Here is a 20,511-nt window from a genome sequence, read left to right on the forward strand (position 1 = left end):
GGAAAGGCCTCTCGATGAAACGCCGCGATCTGCTCACCGCTGCCGGCCTTGGCGCGCTGGCGCCTGCCGGCCTCGCCGCCGCCACGCTTGCCACTCCCACGCTTGCCACTCCCGCCATCGCCCAGACCACCCCGACCGTGCGCTGGCGGCTGACCGCCAGCGTGCCGAAGGTGCTCGACGCCATCTTCGGTGCCAATGAGCTGGTGGCGAAATATGTCAGCGAGGCCACCGACGGCCGCTTCACCATCCAGCCCTTCGCCGCCGGCGAGATCGTGCCCGGGCTGCAGGCGCTGGACGCGGTGCAGAACGGCACCGTCGAGGCGGCGCAGACGCCGCTCTATTACTACACCGGCAAGGACGCCACCTTCGCCTGCTTCACCACCATGCCGTTCGGGCTCAATGCCCGCCAGCAGAACGCCTGGTTCTACCATGGCGGCGGGCGCCAGCTGCAGAACGAGTTCCTGGCGAAATACAACCTCGTCGGCTTCCTCGGCGGCAATACCGGCACCCAGATGGGGGGCTGGTTCCGCAAGGAAGTGAAGACGCTGGAGGACTTCAAGGGGCTGAAGTTTCGCATCGGCGGCATTGCCGGGCAGGTGGTGGCCAAGCTCGGTGTGGTGCCGCAGCAGATCGCCCCGGCCGATATCTATCCCTCGCTGGAGAAGGGCACCATCGACGCCTGCGAATGGGTCGGCCCTTATGACGACGAGAAGCTCGGCTTCGTGAAGGTGGCGCCGTTCTATTACTATCCCGGCTGGTGGGATGGCGGGCCGACCATGAATGTCGTGGTCAACAAGGCGAAGTGGGACGAGCTGCCCAAGGCCTACCAGGCGATCTTCGAGGCGGCGACCGCCTACGCCAATGCCGACATGCTGGCGAAATACGACGCCTTCAATCCGGCGGCGCTGCGCCGGCTGGTGGCGCAGGGCGCGCAGCTGCGCCCGTTCCCGCCCGAGTTCCTCGACGCCTCCTACAAGGCGACCAACGAACTCTATGCCGAGATATCGGCGAAGAATGCCAGCTTCAAGAAGGTGCTGGAGTCGCTGATCGCCTTCCGCAACGACGAATATCTGTGGTGGCAGGTCGGCGAATATCCCTATGACAGCTACATGATCCGCGCCCGCTCGCGCGGCTGATGCGGCGCCGTCCCGCGGCCCCGAGGGCTTTCGGGACGGCACGGCCAAGAACCGAGGAAACTGCCATGACCCGCCCGATCGAGCGCCGCGCCCTGCTGAAGGGGGCCGGCATCGCCACCGCGACCGCTGCCGCCACGCTGGGGGCTCCGGTGCTCGCCGCCCCCGCTCTCGCCCAGACCGCGCCGCGCGTGCGCTGGCGCCTGACCACCAGCTATTCCAAGGCGCTGCCGACGCTGTTCGGCGCCAGCGAACTGCTGGCGAAATATGTGAAGGAGGCCACCGACGGCGCCTTCCAGATCGACGTCTTCGCCCCCGGCGAGATCGTGCCCGGCCTGCAGGCCTTCGACGCGGTGCAGAACGGCACCGTCGAGCTGGCCCAGACGGCGCTGTATTATTACATCGGCAAGGACCCGTCCTTCGCGCCGTTCACCACCATGCCGTTCGGGCTGAACGCCCGCATGCAGACCGCCTGGATGTATCATGGCGGCGGGCTCGAGCTGCAGGACAAGTTCCTCGCCAAATATGGCGTGGTCGGCTTCGTCGGCGGCAATACCGGCGCGCAGATGGGCGGCTGGTTCCGTAAGGAGATCAAGTCGCTCGACGATATTCGCGGCCTGAAGATGCGGCTGCCGGGTCTTGCCGGCCAGGTGATGGCCAAGCTCGGTCTGGTGCCGCAGAACATCGCCTCCGGCGACATCTACCCGGCGCTGGAGAAGGGCACCATCGACGCCGCCGAGTTCGTCGGCCCCTATGACGACGAGAAGCTCGGCTTCGTGCGGGTGGCGCCCTATTACTATTATCCCGGCTGGTGGGAAGGCGGCCCGACCATCCATTTCATCGCCAACGACAAGGCGTGGCAGAAGCTGCCCGCGAGCTACCAGGCGGTGTTCAAGGCGGCCAGCGCCTATGCCAATGCCGACATGCTGGCGAAATACGACGCCGGCAACCCGGCGGCGCTGCGCCGGCTGGTGGCGCAGGGCGCGCAGCTGCGCGCCTTCCCCATCGAGGTGATGGACGCCGCCTACAAGATCAACACCGAGCTGATGGCCGAGATCTCCGCCAAGAACGAGGCGTTCAAGGAGATCTACGGCTCGATGCTCGCCTTCCGCAATGAAGGCTACCTGTGGTGGCAGGTCGGCGAATATCCCTATGACGGCTACATGATCCGCGCCCGCCAGCGCGGGTGAGCATGGTCCATCATCGGAAGCGGCGAGCGGCGTCCCCTGGTCAGGCGGCGCCGCTTTCCACTTCGGCGGCGCCGGCCCGACGCGGCGGATCGAGGCGCGGGCGATCATTGTCGCGCACCGTGTAGATGCCGGCGGCGACGATCAGCGCCATGCCGGCCACCGAGACCAGGTCCGGCACCATGCCGAACAGGATGGCGCTGAGGAACACCGCGCAGACCACCGCCGTGTAGCGGAACGGCGCGATCACCGCCGGATCGGTGCCGCGGAAAGCGGCGATGGTCAGCGCGTTGCCGAGGATCAGCGTGAAGCTGCCGCCGAGGATCAGCAGCAGCGTCGGAAGGTCGAGCGGCTTCCACTCCTCGAAGAAGGCGCCGGCAAAGCCGAGCGCCATGCCGCACAGCGCGGTGCCGAAGGTGATGACGAGGCTGGGCACATGCCGGCCGATCCGCCCGGTGATGAAGTCGCGCAGGGTCATCAGGAGCGCGGTGATCACCGGCAGGATGGCGACGGGATCGAAGCTCGACGCACCCGGCTTGATGATCAGCCCGACGCCGAGCATGCCGATCGCCAGCGCCAGCCAGCGCTGCCAGCCGAAGGGCGAGCCGAGTAGCATCACCGCCGCCGCCACGGTGAGCAGCGGCGTGATCTGCACCACGGCCGCGGCATCGGCGATCGACATCACCGCGAGGGCGGTCATGAAGATGTAGGTGCCGGTGGCTTCCGACCAGGAGCGCAGCATGGTGCGCCCGTCCACCACGTGGCGCAGCTGGCGCAGCTCGCCACGCCACGCCATCAGCGTGATCAGGATCAGCGCGGCGATGAGCCCGCGCACCGCCATCATCTGCGACGGCGGCAGGCCGTGGCCGGTCAGCACCAGCTTGGAGAAGGCGTCGTTGCCGGCGAAGAAGGCGGAGCCGCCGATCATCAGCAGGATGCCGCGGCGGTTGGGTTTGTGATCGTGCATGGGAACGGGCGGGGGAGCGAGAGCGGCGGAAAGGCGGGCGGAGAAGAGGGCAACCTAGCGGGAACTTCGCAACAATCGGTTGCTCAGCGCTCCTCGCAAGCGACGGATTCGGGCATGGCGGCCGCGCCGTGGCCGGCGCTCGCCGGAACGGCACCCATATGGGAAACCGGCTCGCCGCGCCGTTCGAGATCGCGCGAATACACGCACAGGCCGAGCGCGCCGAGCGCCAGCGCCGCCCCGACCCAGGGCAGCGACGCGTAGTCGATGCCGAGCGTCAGCGCCGCGCCGCCGATCCAGGCGCCGGCGGCATTGCCGAGGTTGAAGGCGCCCTGGTTCAGCGTCGAGGCGAGGTTGGGCGCGCCGATGGCGGCATCCACCACCCGCACCTGGATCGGCGCCACCACGGCGAACACCAGCACGCCCCAGATGAACACGTTGACCACCGCCGGCAGCTCATGGGCGCTGGTGAACACCATCGCCACCAGCACCACGGCGAGGCCGACGAAGATGCCCATCAGCGAGGGCATCAGCTTCCAGTCGGCGAGCTTGCCGCCGAGGATGTTGCCGATGGTGATGCCGACGCCGAACAGCAGCAGCACGATGGTGACGGCGTGCGGGGTGAGGCCGGTGACCTCGCGCAGCAGCGGCGCGATATAGGTGAAGACGGTGAACAGGCTCGCCGAGGCCAGCACGCTCATGCTCATGGCGAGCAGCACCTGCGGGCGCTTCAACACCCGGAATTCGCGGAGGATGTTGCCGCTGGTGTGCGGGATGGCGGAGGGCACCCAGACGGCAATCGCCGCGACCGCCAGCAGGCCGATGATCACCACCGCCCAGAAGGTGGAGCGCCAGCCGGCGAACTGGCCGAGCGCGGTACCGAGCGGCACGCCGAGCACATTGGCCAGCGTCAGCCCGGCGAACATCAGCGCGATGGCGCTGGCGCGCTGGTTCGGCGGCACCAGGCTGGCGGCGACCACCGCGCCGATGCCGAAAAAGGCGCCGTGGCAGAAGGCGGTGACCACGCGCGCCGCCATCAGCATCCAGTAATCCGGCGCGACGGCGCAGAGGAAATTGCCGACCACGAACATGCTGGCGAGGCCGATCAGCGTCGCCTTGCGCGGCAGCGAATTGGTGATGATGGCGACGATCGGCGCGCCGATGACGACGCCCAGCGCATAGCCGGTGACGAGGAGGCCGGCGGCCGGGATGGTCACGCCGAGATCGGCCGCCACCTCGGGCAGCAGCCCCATGATGACGAACTCGGTGGTGCCGATCCCGAAGGAGGCCATGGCCAAGGCCAACAGCGGCAGCTGCATGGGTGACTCGCGCGATGCAATGAGGTGATTCCCGGCTGCTTACTAACAGCCCGGATCGCTCCCAGAAATGCACATGCTGTTGCAACGCAGCAAGGTACGCTCACGCGCGGCTGCCATGCGGCATGCGCGCGGGCGGTTAATCGAGGGTGAATCAGCCGCCGGTCACGCTCATGTGACGACGCAGCGCCGGCGGGCGGCCGGGACGGTCGATGACGAAATCGTGTCCCTTGGGCTTGCGGAAGATGGCGTCGTCGAGCACCGCGTGCAACGCCTCGTCGCTTTCCGAGGCCCGCAGCGGCGCGCGCAGATCGGCGGCGTCCTCCTGGCCGAGGCACATATACAGTGTGCCGGTGCAGGTGACGCGCACCCGGTTGCAGCCCTCGCAGAAATTATGCGTCAGCGGCGTGATGAAGCCGAGGCGGCCGCCGGTCTCGGCGATGGAGACATAGCGGGCCGGGCCGCCGGTGCGATAGTCGATGTCGGACAGCGACCAGCGCTGCTCCAGCCGCGCCCGCACGGTGGAGAGCGGCAGATACTGGTCGAGGCGCTCGGCGCCGGTCTCGCCCAGCGGCATCACCTCGATCAGCGAGACGTCCATGCCGCGGCCATGCGCCCATTCGATCAGGCCGGGAATCTCGTCCTCATTGTCGCCGCGCAGGGCGACGGCGTTGAGCTTCACCTTGATGCCGGCGGCCTGCGCCGCATCGATGCCGGCCAGCACCTTGCCGAGGTCGCCCCAGCGGGTCAGGGCGCGGAACTTCGCCGGATCGAGCGTGTCGAGCGAGACGTTGATGCGCTTGACGCCGCACTCGGCGAGCTCGGAAGCGAAGCGGGCGAGCTGCGAGCCATTGGTGGTGAGGGTGAGTTCCTCCAGCGCGCCGGAGTCGAGATGTCGGGAGAGCGAGCGGAACAGCGTCATCACGTCCCGGCGCACCAAAGGCTCGCCGCCGGTGAGACGCAGCTTCTTCACCCCGCGCACCACGAAGGCGGAGCACAGCCTGTCGAGCTCTTCCAGCGTCAGCAGCTCCGGCTTGGGCAGGAAGGTCATATGCTCGGCCATGCAGTAGACGCAGCGAAAATCGCAGCGGTCCGTGACCGAGACGCGCAGATAGGAGACGGCGCGGCCGAACGTGTCGACCAGCGGTGCCCGCGTGGGCTCCCGCAAGGCGAGGTCGATGCGCTTTTCGCTCTCTAGGGCCAAGGCGTCTACTCCCATGCTGCCGAGACCATTCCAGCGGAACGGCTCGCCACCCTATCTAGGGTCTGCATCCTGCCATGCCAAGACGTTCGGCTCTATCGCTTGATCGCTGATATCACTCGATTTTGCTGCGTCGCACGGTTTCGACGCCGGCGGCGGCCGGGGTTGGCGGCGCCCACGGCTTCGCTTATGTGAGAGCTACCGCGAAGAGGACATGCCCGTGACCGATGCCACCGCGCCGAACCCCCCGATAAACGTCCCCTGGCCCACCGAGCTGAGGGTCCATAAGGATCACGGCACCCTGACCGTGAGCTTCGAGGACGGCGCCAGCTTCGCGTTGCCGGCGGAATATCTGCGCGTCGAGAGCCCCTCGGCCGAGGTGCAGGGCCATTCGCCGGCCGACCGCAGGCTGGTCGACGGCAAGCGCGAGGTGCGCATCCAGGAAGTGCTCCCCGTCGGTCACTATGCCGTGCGCATCCTGTTCGACGACGGCCATTCGACCGGCATCTACAGCTGGGAGACGCTGCACACGCTCGGCCGCGAGCAGGCGGAGCGCTGGAAGAGCTATCTACAGCAGCTGGCGGCGAAGAATCTGTCGCGCGACGCGCCGGGTTCGCTACGCCGGCATTGAGGCGGGCGCCGCCAACGCCGCCGGTAGAGCAGTCCTTTAGGGAGCTGCTCTTGCAGGTGGCGGCTCCCGCCGCGATCAGTTCTGCACCACGACCCGGGTGCCGACATTGACCCGCTCATAGAGATCGGTCACGTCGTCATTGGTCATGCGGAAGCAGCCCGACGACACCGCATGGCCGATGGTCTCCGGCTCGTTGGAGCCATGGATGCGGTACAGGCTGGAGCCGAGATACATGGCACGGGCGCCGAGCGGGTTGTCGATGCCGCCCGGCATGTAGCTCGGCAGGCCGGGAACGCGCTTGCGCATCTGCGGCGGCGGCGTCCACCCCGGCCATTCGGCCTTGCGGGTGATGGTCTTGTTGCCCGACCAGCGGAAGCCGTCACGGCCGACGCCGATGCCATATTTCAGCGCCGTGCCGTTCGGTTGCACCAGATAGAGCCGGCGCTCGGCGGTGTTGATGACGATGGTGCCCGGCGCATAGGAGCCGGCATAGGCGACGGTCTGGCGGGGAATCGACGAGGCGCCGCGATAGCCGCTCTTGGGACCGACACCGAAATCGAAAGGCCGCGGGAACGCGCGGAGGAACGGATTGTCCAAGGCCATGGCCGGCGCCGCCGCCAGCAGGGCCGAGCCGGCCAGTATCGCCGCGACGGCAAGTTTCTTCAGTCCCATCGTCTGCCCCATGCAATGCTCCACCCAAACGGGTGCCGAGCGTCCGTTCTCCCGGCTTCACCGCGTGTGCGACGCGCATTGCCGGAATATCGACCGGATTATGCCGGGCAAATCGCAAACACGAGGTTGACGTTCATGTGACGTGGCGCCGACCCGGACGGCGCCACGGCAATATCTTCGAGATGGTTGGCGACCGGCCGGCCAATATCCGCCCGGCAGGCTTCAGATGGTGAAGCCGCGCTTCTTCATCTCGGCGCGGACCCGGCCCTCGACCTCCTGCGCGAACTTGGCGCTCCAGGCCTGGATGCCCTTCAGCCCCTCGTCCAGCAGCTCCTGGCGCTGCTCCACCAGCTTGCGGCCGGTGGGCGAGCGGTAGAAGGCCAGCAACTCGCCGAGCTCGGCCTCGCTGAACTGCGCCGCATAGGTGCGGGCGAGGATGGCGGTGATCTCGCTCTTGCGGGTCTCGAATTCCGGTACCAGCGTCTTCGCCACGTCGCGCAGGTCGCGGATCAGGTCGGGATTGGCCTGCACGAAGCTGCCGGCCGCCTGCTCGATGATGGTCGGGATGATGGAATCGAAGCTCGACGCCTCGCCATTGGCGACCAAGAGTTCGTTGGCGAGCTTCATCCGCTCGGGGCTCGGCTGCGCTGCGGCGGCAGGGGCGGCGGTCTGGGTGTGCGCCGGAGCGGCGGTCAGCACGCCGAGGGCCGGGACGCCGAGCGCCAGCGTCGCGGCGGCGATCATGGCGCGCGGCGCGGCGAACGCGCCGGTCCGCCCTGCAAGGCCTGTCTTGCTGCCGGCCGCCTCACGCCCGGAAAACGGAACGTTCATTCGAAACTCCCTGACGTTCATGCTTCGGCGCGGCTTATCGTGGTCGCGCCGGCGGGCCCCGCGAGGATGACGCGGCTCGCCAGATTTATGAAGAGGCCGTGCTCGACGACGCCCGGCACGTTCGACAGCAATGCCGCCAGCGCCGCCGGATCCGGGATCGCGCCGAAGGCGGCATCGAGGATGAGATTGCCCTGATCGGTGACGAAAACATGACCATCGGCCTTGCGGCGCAGCGTCAGCACCCCGTGGCAGCCGGCCGCCTTGGCGGCGGCGGCGATGCCGCGGCGGATGGCGGCAAGGCCGAAATCCACCACCTCGATCGGTAGCGGGAAGGCGCCGAGCGTCTCCACCTTCTTGGAGGCGTCGGCGATGACGATCATCTCCCGCGAAGCGCTGGCGACGATCTTCTCGCGCAGCAGCGCCCCGCCGCCGCCCTTGACGAGCGCGAGGCCGGGGCCGATCTCGTCGGCGCCGTCGACGGTGATGTCGAGGGCGGGATATTCGTCCAGCGTGCCGAGCGGAACGCCCAGCTTCTCGGCGAGGGCGCGGGTCTGCTCGGAGGTCGGCACGCCGACCACCTCGAGGCCCTCCGCCACCCGCTCGGCGAGCAGCTCGACGAAATGCTTGGCGGTCGAGCCGGTGCCGAGGCCGAGCTTCATGCCGCCGCGCACGGAATCCAGCGCCAGCGCGGCAGCCTGACGCTTCATGGTTTCGACATCGGACACGAGGACGCTCCCGGAAGACTGGAGACGCTGCCTACCCCCGAAACGCAGCCCGGACAAGCCCGCGCCGGGCGTTTAGCGTGCCGGGGCGGTGCACACCACCGAGGCTTCCACTCCGCCGCCGTCCTTGGGCATGTCGCGCACATAGCAGACGCTCATGTCGCCGGTCTTCACATTGACGCGGAACACGCCGGTTTCGCCGGAATAGCGGGTGGCGATGATGTCATAGGTGCCGGGCTCGCCGGGGCCGGCGCTGGCATCGCGCGGGAAGCAGCGGGTGACGCCGACGACGCTGCCCTCCGGCCGCTCGAACTGGCAGGCGGAAACCTCGCCGGTGCGGGCATTGATCGAATACAGCCGGTTGGCCTGCACCGAGGGCGGAGAGCCGAACACATAGCCATCGCCGCCGGCGGCGGGCTGGCTCGGCGCCGGGGTCGAGGAGGTGCCGGCCGGCGCGGCGGCGGCCGGCGGATTGGCGGAGGTCTGAGCCAGGGCGAGCCCGCCCGTCAGCGCCGCCAGCGGCAGGCCGAGCAAGGCCGCGAGCGCGATATGCCGCACGTCGGTGGCCCGGCGCGACAGGACGGAAAAGCGCAAGCACGTCATATGTGTTCTCCCGAATGCATCGCCTCATTAGCACTCCGCCATGCGGCGCGCACCGGGTGCAAGCTGGACAGGGAAAGCGGCGGGATTGTAGGCAGATGGCATCCTGCCCCGCGCTTCTCCGCAACATTCAGGACGCTGCCATGTCGACCGCTGCCCGCCCGCCCGTCATCGCCTTCGATCTCGACGGCACGCTCGTCGACACCGCGCCGGACCTGCTGAACACGCTCGACGTCATCCTGCGCGAGGCCGGCGCGCCGGTGCTGCCGCATGAGGAGACGCGCAAGATGATCGGCGCCGGGGCGAAGGCGCTGGTGCTGCGCGGGCTCGACGCCGCCGGGCTGGTGCTGCCGGAGGAGCGTGTCGAGCAGCTCTATCTGCGCTTCCTCGACCACTATGCCGACCACATCGCCGACGAATCGCGCCCGTTTCCCGGCCTTCTCGCGGCGCTCGACCGGCTGGCGGAGGAGGGGCATGTGCTGGCGGTGTGCACCAACAAGCTGGAATGGCTGTCGCGCCGGCTGCTGGAGCGGCTGGAGATGGCCGACCGCTTCGCGGTGATCGCCGGCTCCGACACGTTCGGCGTCCACAAGCCGGATGCCGGGCACCTCATCGGCACCATCGAGGCGGCGGGCGGCGATCGGGGATGGGCGGTGATGGTCGGCGACAGCCTCACCGACGTCACAACCGCCAAGAATGCCCGCGTGCCCTCGATCGTGGTGCCGTTCGGCTATACCGAGACCCCGGCCGCCGAGCTTGGCGGCGACGTGCTGATCGAGCATTTCGACCTGCTGCCGGCCACGGTGGCGCGGCTCCTCGTCCGCGTCTGAGGCGGTGCCCGGCGTCCCCGAGCCACCGGGAGGCGCACCGTCGCGGGCAGATGAGGCGTGGATGACGCGCATGCCCGCTTGACACCCATCGGGTGGACCCAGTAAATCCCGCCACCTCGATGGCGGCGGGCGATTAGCTCAGCGGGAGAGCACTCCCTTCACACGGGAGGGGTCACAGGTTCAATCCCTGTATCGCCCACCATCGAGCCTCGCCTTTATGTTTCGAAGCCGCCGGCGGCGCATGCACGCCGAAGCATGACGCGCGGTCGCGAAGCGATCGGGGCAGCGCTGTCGTTCGGCGCGGGGGCTGAAACGTTCGCCTCTGTGCCGTGGGTTTGCGGCACGCGATCGATCGGAAGAGCTGATCGGCTTGCAGGCAGACCGGAACAGCACGATCCCGCCACAGGACGGCGGCGGCTTCTGTCTCTCCAGCCTGCTTTACTCCAGGGCTTCGCACCCTGTGCCCCCTATCCGGCGGCGCCGGTCGCTTCGGGTGCTTGAGCCCCGATTTCGGCAAGCAAGAAGGGAACGGCGGCGGAACAGGCCGGCGGCCATGTTCCGGCTCTGCGCTGCCGCCTCGCCATGGCTGGCGGGGCTGGCCGATTGGGGGGCCGGGAGTGGCGGCGGCATTCATCACGTTCAAGGACGCCTTACGTTCAAGGACGCCTTTTCGTCCGGCCACCACCGGTGAGCACGGCGGCGGCGCCGAGAATGGCGGTGAGCTGGGAGGACAGCGAATCGACGCTCGGCGGGGTGCCGTCGGCGATGTCGAGCCCCAGCGAGTAGATGCCGCCGATCAGCGCGACGAGAGCGCCGAGCGTCACGCGCGACTGGTACCAGGGCCGGGCGTTGCCGGCGTGATCCAGCCGGGCGACGGCGTCCCGCATCACCGGCTGCCGGCGCAGTTCGGCCAATACCTGTGTCGCGATCTCCTCCGCCGCATCGGGCGGCGCCGAATTGTGCGGCGAGCGGATGACGGTGAGGACGGCGTCGCGCACGGCATGGGTAAGGGTGTCTTCCGGAGTGATCATGAGGAACTCCCTACGGAATCAACGGATCGGGAACAGGCCGCCGGCCAAGGCTGCGGCCGGCATGGTCGCCGGGCGTGGCGGGGTGGCGGCAAGGGTGGTGCCGGCCGGCGGATCGGGCCGAGCATGCGTTGCCGAAGGCGGGGTGACGGGTGCGCCCATCCCCGCGCGCAGTGCCTCCGCCATCTCGGCGCGGATGTCGAGGCGCCGGGCGCTCGACGGCTCCGGCATGGCGCCGGCGGTCAGGCGGGTGAACTCGGTCACGCCGCCGTCATGCGACCATGCGGCGTCGAAGAACAGCGCGCATTCCTGTCGGCGGCGAGGGAGGAGCGCCGCCGGCCGGTTCCACTCCATGAACGCCCGGCGGGCGCCGGCGGTATCGCCGGCCCGCCACAGGCGCACCCACGCGGCGCGCGCGATGGCGCCGGTATTGTAGTGGAAGGACAGCGCGGCCGCGAACTGCGCCTGGGTCAGCACCCGGCCGCGAAAGGCGTCGCGCAGGGCGGGGGCGTATCGGCGTTCCAGCAGCCAGGCATAGACCGCCAGGCAGTGCTCCAGCGGCTGCGGCCTGCCGATATAGCGGGTGACATCGTGGCCGGAGACGCTGGTGACGCCGATCGACCATGTCCAGACGCCCTGGCTGTCCCTGTAGGCTTGGCGCACCAGCCCCTCATGCGAGGCGAGCTCAAGCGCGACATCGGTGTCGATGCGGTTCATGTCGGTGCTCCATATGTCGGAAGGAGGGCCGCCCGCAGATGGCCCGGAGGTCAGGCGTCATCCGCCAGTTCATGCGCGGCGCTCTCCGCGCCGGTGGCGGCGCGGAGAGCGGCTGGCGCGGGCGGTGGCCCCGTCCGCCTTCGGCCGATCCCGGCACATCGCCGGGACCCCTGGGCGGTGCCTGCGGCCGCGATGGGTCATGTCGGGGCCGCAGAAACAACAAAGCCGCCCAGCGGGCGGCGGACGGGGCGGGCAGAGGGGCGTCGGTCAGGCGTTGCTGGTGAAGGAGATCAGGTACAGCAGGCCTCCGCTCATGATGAAGGTCGCCCGGTCCTCGGCGCTGTCGAGGGTCAGGTTGCCGGTCATGCGCAGATTGCCGGTGTTCTCGGTCAGCGTCAGCGTGAACGCGCTGGTGTCCTTGGAAAGCACCAGCAGCTGCCCGTCGCGCAGGCCGCTGACGGTGGTGACGTTGGCGTTGGCGGCGAGGGTGACCGCGGCGCGCGCCACGGCGGCCCGGCTGGTGGACACCGCGACGCTGCTGCCGGACACGGTGACCGGGAAGGACTGGTCGCCGAAATTATTGCCGAACACCACCAGCTTGAGGGTGCCGGCATCGGTCTTGGCGGTCGGCACCGTGCCGCGCTCGCGGTTGTCGACCAGCTCGAGGTCGCCGGCCGTCGACCAGCCGCCGGTGGCGGTGGCGTTCAGGCTCAGATGGGCCGTGCCGATGTTCTCGAACTCATTGTCGAGCACGCGGATGTTCTTGACCTGCTCGCCGGCCGCGCCGGTGTGCAGCACGGCGACGGTGCCGTTCTTGAGCCGGTTGCCGCGGATCACCCAATTGGAGCCGTCGGTCTTCGCCGGGATGTTGCCCGCGATGATCGGATTGGTGGTGGTCAGGCCGGTGATGTCGCAGCCGGAGATTTCGACATTGCTCTGGTGCCGGCCGAAGAACGTCACCGGCTGGCCGCCGACGATGGTGCAGCCGCGCACGATCAGCTTGTCGAAGGACTGGTGGGCGATGAGGCCGGGGGCCGTATCGCTCTTCGCGCGGAAGCTGCAATTGACCAGCTCGACGGTGCCGGCCGAAGGATCCTCGCTATAGACCGAGGGATCGTCATAGTCGGCGATGCCGGTGCCGACGCCGCTGTCGAGATCGACCGCCACCCAGCGGACATTCTTGCCGCGGATCTGGCCACCGGAGATCGCCCGGCCGATATGGCCGATCAGCTCGACATTGTAGGACTGGTGCCCGCCGGGCTGGGTGCTGCAGTCGATCGAATAGCCGCCGGTGATCACCACGTTCTGGGAGATGACGCCCTCGCTGAGCGAGGAGGCATCATTCGCCCAGCCGGCCACCGATGAAGCGCCGAGATCGATCGCCCGCCGGCAATATTCGCCGATCGGCGAGACGATCGAGGCGCGGCTGCAGCCGCCGATGCTGCGGCCGTAGAACCACTTGCTCGTCGGGTTGGTGTTGGTCGGGTCGCTGAGCTTGCGGCCGACGGTCTTCGGCGTGTCGAGGGAGAGCGAGGCGCAGAGCGTATAGCCGATCGAGGCGCCGGGGAAATTCTCGACGCCGGTATGCTCATCCCGGACATGGGCAAAGAAGCGAATGGCGAAGAAGCTGGTGCCCTGGCTGGCGTCGAGCTCGCCATGCCCCGGACCGACGCCGCGCAGGCCGGCGAGCACGAAGTGCCCGGCCATGGCGATCTTGCGGATATTCACCGTGCCGCCGGAAATCGGATAGCCATGCGACAGCGGCGTGCCGGTCGCCATCACGTCGGCCGAGCTGTTGGGGTTGCGGATCTGCACCAGCTCGCCCTTGTACTGCACGCCGAAACCCGACGCGCCGGTGATGCCGTTGAAATAGTCCCAGGTCGAGGTCACCGCGACCCAGTCGCCGACGCTGAAGCCGTCATTGTTGACGACGCTGAGCGACGAGCCGTTCTGGGGGGCGTCGGCCTTGAGGGTGGTCTTGGTGACGCCGTCATAGCCGGGCCCGCTCACCACCAGCCATGGAAGCGTGGTCTCGTAGCTGGAGCCGGAGAGGTCGACGACACCGATCCCCAGTCCGTCGATGGTGAGATCGGCATTTTGCAGCACGCTGATCCTGTGGCCGGGCAGCACGCAGGTGTAGCGGCCGGGCATCTCCACCCGCAGCTTGGTGACCAGCGGGGTGACGGGATCCATCAGCGCGTTGATGCGCGCCACCAGCCGCGCCATGGCGTTGTCGTCGTTCGCCTCGGTGCCGCCGGTGTCGTAACGGCCGCGGAACATGTCGGGGCGCAGCACGCCGTCCAGCGGGACGGGAAGATAGGTCGCGCCCATGATCGGCTGCTGACCCTGCTCCAGGAACTCCTTGAGCGAGACATCGTCGAGACGGCCGTCGAAATTGGAGGAGCCGACGATGCGGATCTGGTTTTCGCCCGGCTGGGCGGTGAAGACGATGTTGCCGTCGCCGCTGCCGCTGCCACCGATGATGCGGGCTTCGCCGCCATGCGGCGAGCCGGCGATGTTGCCATTGCTCACCACATAGGCGGTCCAGCCGCCGCTGGTGCGCCCGGAAGTGTCGAAGCGCAGGCGATAGGGTGTGAAGGCGTCGAGCACCAGCGCCTTGGAGGACAGCGTCTTCACACCGGAATTCGGGCCGAGGTGATCGGGCGTGACGCTGGGCGGGGTGGCCTGCCAGGTCCAGACGGAGAGATACCAGTCGACCGAGGGATCGGTGGTGAAATAGCCATTGACGAGGATTTCGGGGCCGTCGATCGGCATCGACGTGCCCTGAAGCTCGAACAGCGTTTCGCCGCCATCGCCGAATGCGAAGCGTCCGCCGATGCGCACCCGGTTGGGCAGCGGGCTGGTGGGCGCGGCGGCGCGGGCATCGGCAAGCGTGGGGAAAGAGACGTCCATTTCAGGTCTCCAAACAAAAAGGCCGCCCTGCGGCGGCCTGTTGCGTTGATCGGTTGGGGAGGAAACTGGCGGCGGGCCGGTCGGCATCGCGGCTGAACCGCCTTCAGGGATGGGATGGGGGCGTTCGGCCGGCAGGGAGGCGGGGCCTCGGGTGCTTGACCAGGCGGGACGCCGCTCCGGTCGCGAGCGACGGGCAGCGTCCACCCGATCGGGCGGCGTGCCCGCTCGGAGGGAATGCTTTCGGTTGCGGGTTACCGGATTTATTCGCCGGCAAATATCATGGGGTACGCCTTACGGATTGCGTCGCAAGGTGGCGGCGGTGTTGCTGCGCGGGCATCGGGTCGTGGACAGCCTGCGATGCGCCACAAGGCTGGTGTGGTCGATCATGCCCGCCGAGGACATCCGGTCGAGGAGCGGATCTGCGCGCCGGTTGCTGAGGGGTGAGCCGGGCGGGGTGTCGAAGATGAATGGGCAGGAAGCGGATGGGCTCTCCCGCGGTCGCCCCTGTTCACGATTGCCCCTGACAAAGCGCGATGTCGCCGGAGGCGGCGCGGTTTCCGAGGCATCACCGCCGTGTCAAGCGAGGGTCCCAAAACAAAAAACCCGGCAAGCCAAAAGCGCGCCGGGACAGGAATTCTCACTCTCTCATTTCATCCTTAGGATATGTCGGCGGGCCTGTGATGTCAACTGCCATCGTCGTCGAAAAGCCGGCTATCTGAATCCGCGTCGGTGGCCGCCCGCCAGCCGCGCAGCTGGGCAGGGCGCGTTCCCGCCCGGCTCGCGACGTTTTCCGGCCCCGCCAGCTTCCACAGCGTCGCCAGCGCCGACAGGCCGGCCCGCAGCGCCGCGATCTCGGCGCCGGCCTCGACGTCGTGAACCACGACACGGCCAAGGACCGAGGCGATCCGTTGCCCGTCCGGCAGCGCGTGCAGCGCCGCTCTTGTCGCGGCATATTGGCGGTCCAGACGGCTCCGGCGGGCTTCCTCGCTCTCCGTGGCGACCCGGCAATCCGCGAAGCTGTCGCTGCCGAGCCGGCCAAGGGCCGATTCCACCCCGCGTGGGGCGGAGATCGCCCGGCGATAGGCGGCGACCAACTGTCGATAGTTCTGCCCGGCGGCGAATTCGGACGGGGTAATGGCATGGGAAAGCCGTAGGCGGCCGAGCTCGCTCTCGGCGAGTTGGCTGCGGCGCAGGCCCTTGGGCAGGCAGGCGCGGTGCGGCTGGGCGATCGCCACCGCCATGGCTTCCTGCTCGGCGGCGTTCTGGGCGGCCTTGGAGCGCGACAGCCGGCCGGAGGCCGTGCGCGGGCGATTGCTCTGCTTGCGGCGTGCCATCGGGCGTTCTCCGATAATGTCCCGGCGCGCCGGAGCGGCGATGCGGGAGCGTGATCAAGGACTTCGGTGTTGCGGGCTGTTGCCGGGCACGGTCCTGCGCGTTGCGCGTTGCGCGTGGACGTGGCGGGCGAGTTGCGGGGGCGCAGGTGGGGGTGGCCCGGCATGCAAAGCGCGACGTCGCGGGCGGCCGGCTGCCTGTCGGCGGCGCGGATCAATCCCGCACAGCGCTGGGTTCCGGTCCGACGCCGGCATGGCGGCGCGGCGCGCCTCCGGCGCAGGACGGCAAGGGGCGTCAGATGTCGCTATCCGCCGGCGATCCGGTGCGGGCATAGGCGTCCCATGCGGCGGGCCGGATCACCCGGCGGGCATGCGGCTCGCACCAGGACAGCCCGTGGCGCATCACCGGGGCGCCGCAGCACAGGGCAAAGCCATCCTCCGCCTCGCCCTCGATCCAGGCGCACTGGAAATCGGTGCGGGCGAGCAGGGATACCGGCGTATGGGCTGGCGGGCTGCCGGTCTCGCCCGGCCTGACCGGCACCAGCGGTGCCGTCGTGTGCGGTGCGGGCGCAGCGGCTCGCGCCGGCCGGGGCTTGCGATGGCCGGGCTCGCAGCGCCGGCGGACGGAATCGCTGTCCTCCGGGGGCTGCGCCCAGTCGGCATCCTCGGGGAGCGGCGCCTCGAGGAGTTGCGCCTCGGAGTCGAGCCAGAAGTCGTGTCCGGCCAGCCATGTGTCGATGAAGGGGGTGAAACGCGCCATGTCGCTTGCCATTTCGCTGGGAACAATGCAAAACGTATCGTAACAGGTGATGCGATTTGTATCAACCTATGTGATACGATTTGCATCGAGAGTCGGGAGGCCGGTGATGGACATGGCGGAGAGGCTGCGCCTGGCGCGCGAGGCGGCGGGCTACAAGAGCGCGGCGGAGGCGGCGCGGGCCTTCGGCTGGAACGAGGTCACCTATCGCGCGCATGAGAACGGCCTGCGCGGGCTGAAGCGCGAGGCGGTCGACAAATATGCCCGCGCGTTGCACGTCTCGCCGGTGTGGCTATGGTCGGGCGAGGGGGCGCCGGACAAGCGCAACACCGTACTGGTGCTCGGCTATGTCGGCGCCGGCGCCGAGGTGTTCACCATCGACGATCACAGCAAGGGCGATGGTTTGGAGGAGGTCGAGCTCGATTTCCCGGTGCCCTATGGCAGCATCGCGCTGGTGGTGCGCGGCGACAGCCAATACCCGATTTTCGAGGATGGCGACCTGATCGGCTACCATGAGCGCAGCGAGGACCCGACCTTCCTCGTCGGCCGCATGTGCATCGTTCGCCTGCTCGACGGCCGGACCTTCCTGAAGCGCCTGCGCAAGGGCGCCGACCCCGGCCTGTTCACGCTGACGAGCGCCAATGCCCCGGATATCGAGGATGTGCCGGTGGAATGGGCGGCGCGCTACACCTTCCATATCCCGTCCTATGCCTGGCGGAAGGCACGCTGATACGATTAGTGTCGAGTTGGTTGATTTGTACAAAATGAATTGCCGCTGGGCCGGTGGCTCCGGTCGGATCGCCGGGGCCGGTGCGGTGGCCGGTCGGATTGATCGGCGCCGGCGCTGCGCTAGTCTGGGGCCATGTGCAATCTCTACAGCCTGAAGACCAACGCCCAGGCGATTGCCGACCTCGTCGGCACGCTGGATGAGCGCGCCGGCAACATGCCGCCGCAGCCGGCGATCTTCCCGGACCAGCCGGCGCCGGTGGTCCGCCAGGCGGCGGGCGGGGCACGCGAATTGGTCCGCGCCCGCTGGGGCATGCCGCCGCCGCCGCACTATGGCGGGCCGCCGGTGACCAATATCCGCAACCTGTCGTCGCCGCACTGGCGCGGCTGGCTTGCCCCGGCGCATCGCTGCCTGGTGCCGTTTACCTCGTTCTCGGAATATGCGCCGGAGCCGAATCCGGCGACCCGGCGGCGCGACATCGTGTGGTTCGCCCTCGGCGAGCAGCGGCCGCTTGGCTTCTTCGCCGGGCTGTGGACGCCGTGGCACGGCATGCGCGGCACTCGGGCCGAGCAGGTGGCGGGGCCGCACGAACTGTTCGGCTTCCTCACCTGCGCCCCCAATGCGGTGGTGGCGCCGATCCATCCCAAGGCGATGCCGGTGATCCTCGCCACCGCCGAGGAGCGCGACGTCTGGCTGCGGGCGCCGTGGGAGGAAGCGAGGGCGCTGCAACGGCCCTTGGCGGACGACCGGCTGCTGATCGTCGCGCGCGGCGCGGCGAAGCAAGACCCGCCGGAGCAAGACCCGCCGGAGACCGAACCGCCGCCGCGGCCGGTGGCGCAGCAGATGTCGCTGTTCTGAACGGCCGGCCGGTGCGCCGAGACAAAAATGCCCGGCGCGGCGGCCGGGCATTTGCTTTCGTTGGATTGTGTCGTCAGTCCTCGTCGCCGCCGACCGGCGCCTTGCGGCCGGTGATCAGGTAGAACAGCAGCGGCCCGAACAAGGCGAGGGCGGCAAGCGCATAGAGCGTCAGCGCGATCGGGGTCTGGAACAGCACCATCGGGTCGCCGACGCTGATGGCCAGCGCTCGGCGCAGCTGCTGCTCGGCCAGCGGGCCGAGGATGAGGCCGACCACCACCGGGGCGATCGGGTAGTCATAGCGGCGCAGCACATAGCCGAGCAGGCCGAAGATCACGAGCATGCCGAGTTCGACCAGCGACGGGTTGGCGCCCAGCGTGCCCAGCGTCGCGAAGACCAGGATGCCGCCATAGAGCCAGGGCCGCGGGATCGCCAGCAGCCGCACCCACATGCCGACCAGCGGCAGGTTGAGGATCAGCAGCATGATGTTGGCGATGAACAGCGAGGCGATCAGGCCCCAGACCAGGTCCGGATTGGTGGCGAACAGCAGCGGGCCGGGGTTCAGCCCATATTGCTGGAAGCCGGCCAGCATGATCGCCGCCGTCGCCGAGGTCGGCAGGCCGAGGGTGAGCAGCGGCACCAGCACGCCGGCCGCCGCCGCGTTATTGGCCGCCTCCGGCCCGGCGACGCCCTCGATGGCGCCGTTGCCGAACTCGTCCGGCTTCTTGCAGAGCCGCTTCTCCAGCGCATAGGACAGGAAGGTCGGAATCTCGGCGCCGCCGGCCGGCATGGCGCCGATCGGGAAGCCGAGGAAGGTGCCGCGGATCCATGGCCACCAGGAGCGCTTCCAGTCCTCCTTGTTCATGAACACCGAGCCCTTCACCGGCTCGATCACCTCTTCCGCCCGCGATCCCGCCGCCGCCACCGACAGCGTCTCGCCGATGGCGAACAGCGCCACCGCCAGCGTCGTCACCTCGACGCCGTCGAGCAGATCCGGCACGCCGAAGGAGATGCGCGCCTGCCCGCTCTGCAGATCGATGCCGACGAGGCCGAGCGACAGGCCGATGAACAGGCTGGTGAGCCCGCGCGTCACCGAGGAGCCGAACGCCGCCGACACCGTGGTGAAGGCGAGGATCATCAGCGCGAAATAGTCCTCCGGACCGAAGGAGATGGCGATGTCGACGATGGTCGGGGCGATCAGCGCCAGCCCCACGGTGGCGATGGTGCCGGCGACGAAGGAGCCGATGGCGGCGGTGGCGAGCGCCGGCCCGCCGCGCCCGGCGCGGGCCATCTTGTTGCCCTCCAGCGCCGTGACGATGGACGAGCTCTCGCCCGGCGTGTTGAGCAGGATCGAGGCGGTGGAGCCGCCATACATGCCGCCATAATAGATGCCGGCGAACATGATCAGCGAGCCGGCCGGGTCGAGCTTGAAGGTGATCGGCAGCAACAGCGCCACGGTGAGCGCCGGCCCGATGCCCGGCAGCACCCCGACCGCGGTGCCGAGCATGACGCCGAAGAAGGCGAAGACGAGGTTCATCGGTTGCAGCGCAACCATGAGCCCCTGGCTGAGAGCGGCGAATGTATCCATGGGATGCGATCCTCAGATCAGCCGCTCGAGCGGGCCGGCGGGCAGCGACAGCTGCAGGCCCTTGGCGAAGACGAGATAGATGATGAAGCAGATCGCGGTGCCGGCGAGGAAATGCGCCCAGATTGGGCCGCGGCCGAAGCCCTTGGCGGTGGCGGCGAACAACCAACCGGTGGCGATGGAGAAGCCTAGGAAGGGCAGCAGCACGATTTGCCCGACCAGCCCGGCCAGCACCCAGAAAATCGGCTTCGGCTCGTCGCGCGGGCGCTCTTCGTCCATGCCCTTCATCGCCTCGACCGCATTGGCGATGGCGAGCAGGCCGAGGCCGATGGCGATCAGGGTGGGGAAGGCGGCCGGCCCGACCGACGAATAGGAGGGGATCTGCGCCAGCCGCCAGGCCTCCCAGCCGATGACGGCGGCGAGCACGGCGAGTGCCAGCGCGATGACGAAGCGGGCCTTGTCCGGCTTCGAGCCGGTAGTAAGCGGGTTCGGGTCGGACATGGGGTGCCTC

General features: G+C 68.7%; 20 protein-coding genes and 1 tRNA gene. 7 read left to right on the top strand and 14 right to left on the bottom strand.

From position 1 onward, the window contains the following. Window positions 1-14: 14 nt before the first annotated feature. Entirely contained in the window at window positions 15-1,136 is a 1,122-nt protein-coding gene (locus KHC24_RS04820) for a TRAP transporter substrate-binding protein (RefSeq protein WP_213359842.1), read from the top strand. A gap of 77 nt (window positions 1,137-1,213) precedes the next feature. Next, the gene (locus KHC24_RS04825; protein ID WP_373878609.1) at window positions 1,214-2,323 is read left to right on the top strand and encodes a TRAP transporter substrate-binding protein; all 1,110 of its coding nucleotides are present in this window, start codon (window positions 1,214-1,216) and stop codon (window positions 2,321-2,323) included. Window positions 2,324-2,363: 40 nt separating this feature from the next. Here KHC24_RS04825 and KHC24_RS04830 read toward each other — a convergent pair whose 3' ends face one another. From KHC24_RS04830 to moaA, 3 genes are all read right to left on the bottom strand, one after another. Continuing rightward, window positions 2,364-3,287 (bottom strand): DMT family transporter, encoded by a 924-nt coding sequence (locus tag KHC24_RS04830; RefSeq protein ID WP_213359844.1) that lies wholly within the window; start codon window positions 3,285-3,287, stop codon window positions 2,364-2,366. Window positions 3,288-3,370: 83 nt separating this feature from the next. Then, window positions 3,371-4,603, bottom strand: a complete 1,233-nt coding sequence (locus tag KHC24_RS04835; protein ID WP_213359848.1) for an MFS transporter — start codon at window positions 4,601-4,603, stop codon at window positions 3,371-3,373. Between the two features lie 151 nt (window positions 4,604-4,754). After that, window positions 4,755-5,780 carry a GTP 3',8-cyclase MoaA gene (gene moaA, locus KHC24_RS04840; RefSeq protein ID WP_213361154.1) on the bottom strand — a complete coding sequence of 342 codons (1,026 nt, stop codon included), beginning with the start codon at window positions 5,778-5,780 and terminating at the stop codon, window positions 4,755-4,757. Between the two features lie 241 nt (window positions 5,781-6,021). On the opposite strand from moaA, the gene KHC24_RS04845 reads away from it, so the two are divergent. Further along, a complete protein-coding gene (locus KHC24_RS04845) occupies window positions 6,022-6,432 on the top strand; it encodes a gamma-butyrobetaine hydroxylase family protein (protein WP_271180652.1) in 411 nt (136 codons plus the stop codon). Window positions 6,433-6,507: 75 nt separating this feature from the next. On the opposite strand, the gene KHC24_RS04850 is transcribed toward KHC24_RS04845, so the two are convergent. The 4 genes from KHC24_RS04850 to KHC24_RS04865 all read right to left on the bottom strand — a co-directional run bounded on the left by KHC24_RS04850 (window position 6,508) and on the right by KHC24_RS04865 (window position 9,260). After that, entirely contained in the window at window positions 6,508-7,116 is a 609-nt protein-coding gene (locus KHC24_RS04850) for a L,D-transpeptidase (RefSeq protein ID WP_213359853.1), read from the bottom strand. A 210-nt stretch (window positions 7,117-7,326) separates the two neighbouring features. Next, window positions 7,327-7,935: a DUF2059 domain-containing protein gene (locus KHC24_RS04855; protein ID WP_246546141.1), complete on the bottom strand. Its 609-nt coding sequence runs from the start codon at window positions 7,933-7,935 to the stop codon at window positions 7,327-7,329. Window positions 7,936-7,952: 17 nt separating this feature from the next. Continuing rightward, window positions 7,953-8,642, bottom strand: coding sequence for a ribose-5-phosphate isomerase RpiA (rpiA, locus tag KHC24_RS04860; RefSeq protein ID WP_213361163.1), 690 nt, complete (start codon window positions 8,640-8,642; stop codon window positions 7,953-7,955). A gap of 90 nt (window positions 8,643-8,732) precedes the next feature. After that, entirely contained in the window at window positions 8,733-9,260 is a 528-nt protein-coding gene (locus KHC24_RS04865; protein WP_246546142.1) for a hypothetical protein, read from the bottom strand. Between the two features lie 140 nt (window positions 9,261-9,400). On the opposite strand from KHC24_RS04865, the gene KHC24_RS04870 reads away from it, so the two are divergent. Then, complete coding sequence (locus tag KHC24_RS04870) at window positions 9,401-10,087, top strand: HAD-IA family hydrolase (protein ID WP_213359857.1); 687 nt, start codon at window positions 9,401-9,403, stop codon at window positions 10,085-10,087. Between the two features lie 127 nt (window positions 10,088-10,214). Next, window positions 10,215-10,289 (top strand) — tRNA-Val (locus KHC24_RS04875). Window positions 10,290-10,743: 454 nt separating this feature from the next. Here the strand turns inward: KHC24_RS04875 and KHC24_RS04880 are convergent. The 5 genes from KHC24_RS04880 to KHC24_RS04900 form a co-directional block, all read right to left on the bottom strand. Then, window positions 10,744-11,118: a hypothetical protein gene (locus KHC24_RS04880; RefSeq protein ID WP_213359860.1), complete on the bottom strand. Its 375-nt coding sequence runs from the start codon at window positions 11,116-11,118 to the stop codon at window positions 10,744-10,746. Between the two features lie 18 nt (window positions 11,119-11,136). Next, window positions 11,137-11,832 carry a lysozyme gene (locus KHC24_RS04885; RefSeq protein WP_213359863.1) on the bottom strand — a complete coding sequence of 232 codons (696 nt, stop codon included), beginning with the start codon at window positions 11,830-11,832 and terminating at the stop codon, window positions 11,137-11,139. Window positions 11,833-12,099: 267 nt separating this feature from the next. Further along, on the bottom strand, window positions 12,100-14,745 hold the full coding sequence (locus KHC24_RS04890; RefSeq protein WP_213359867.1) for a right-handed parallel beta-helix repeat-containing protein: 2,646 nt from the start codon (window positions 14,743-14,745) through the stop codon (window positions 12,100-12,102). 683 nt (window positions 14,746-15,428) lie between these two features. Next, a complete protein-coding gene (locus tag KHC24_RS04895; RefSeq protein WP_213359873.1) occupies window positions 15,429-16,079 on the bottom strand; it encodes a hypothetical protein in 651 nt (216 codons plus the stop codon). A gap of 292 nt (window positions 16,080-16,371) precedes the next feature. Next, window positions 16,372-16,836, bottom strand: a complete 465-nt coding sequence (locus KHC24_RS04900; protein WP_213359876.1) for a hypothetical protein — start codon at window positions 16,834-16,836, stop codon at window positions 16,372-16,374. Between the two features lie 106 nt (window positions 16,837-16,942). On the opposite strand from KHC24_RS04900, the gene KHC24_RS04905 reads away from it, so the two are divergent. Continuing rightward, complete coding sequence (locus KHC24_RS04905) at window positions 16,943-17,563, top strand: LexA family transcriptional regulator (RefSeq protein WP_213359879.1); 621 nt, start codon at window positions 16,943-16,945, stop codon at window positions 17,561-17,563. A gap of 132 nt (window positions 17,564-17,695) precedes the next feature. After that, window positions 17,696-18,418, top strand: coding sequence for an SOS response-associated peptidase (locus KHC24_RS04910; protein ID WP_213359881.1), 723 nt, complete (start codon window positions 17,696-17,698; stop codon window positions 18,416-18,418). Window positions 18,419-18,491: 73 nt separating this feature from the next. Here KHC24_RS04910 and KHC24_RS04915 read toward each other — a convergent pair whose 3' ends face one another. Continuing rightward, window positions 18,492-20,003: a tripartite tricarboxylate transporter permease gene (locus KHC24_RS04915; protein ID WP_213359883.1), complete on the bottom strand. Its 1,512-nt coding sequence runs from the start codon at window positions 20,001-20,003 to the stop codon at window positions 18,492-18,494. A 12-nt stretch (window positions 20,004-20,015) separates the two neighbouring features. Continuing rightward, window positions 20,016-20,501, bottom strand: coding sequence for a tripartite tricarboxylate transporter TctB family protein (locus KHC24_RS04920; protein ID WP_213359885.1), 486 nt, complete (start codon window positions 20,499-20,501; stop codon window positions 20,016-20,018). Window positions 20,502-20,511 lie beyond the last annotated feature (10 nt).

The sequence above is a fragment of the Ancylobacter defluvii genome (assembly GCF_018390605.1).
Lineage (GTDB): Bacteria > Pseudomonadota > Alphaproteobacteria > Rhizobiales > Xanthobacteraceae > Ancylobacter > Ancylobacter defluvii.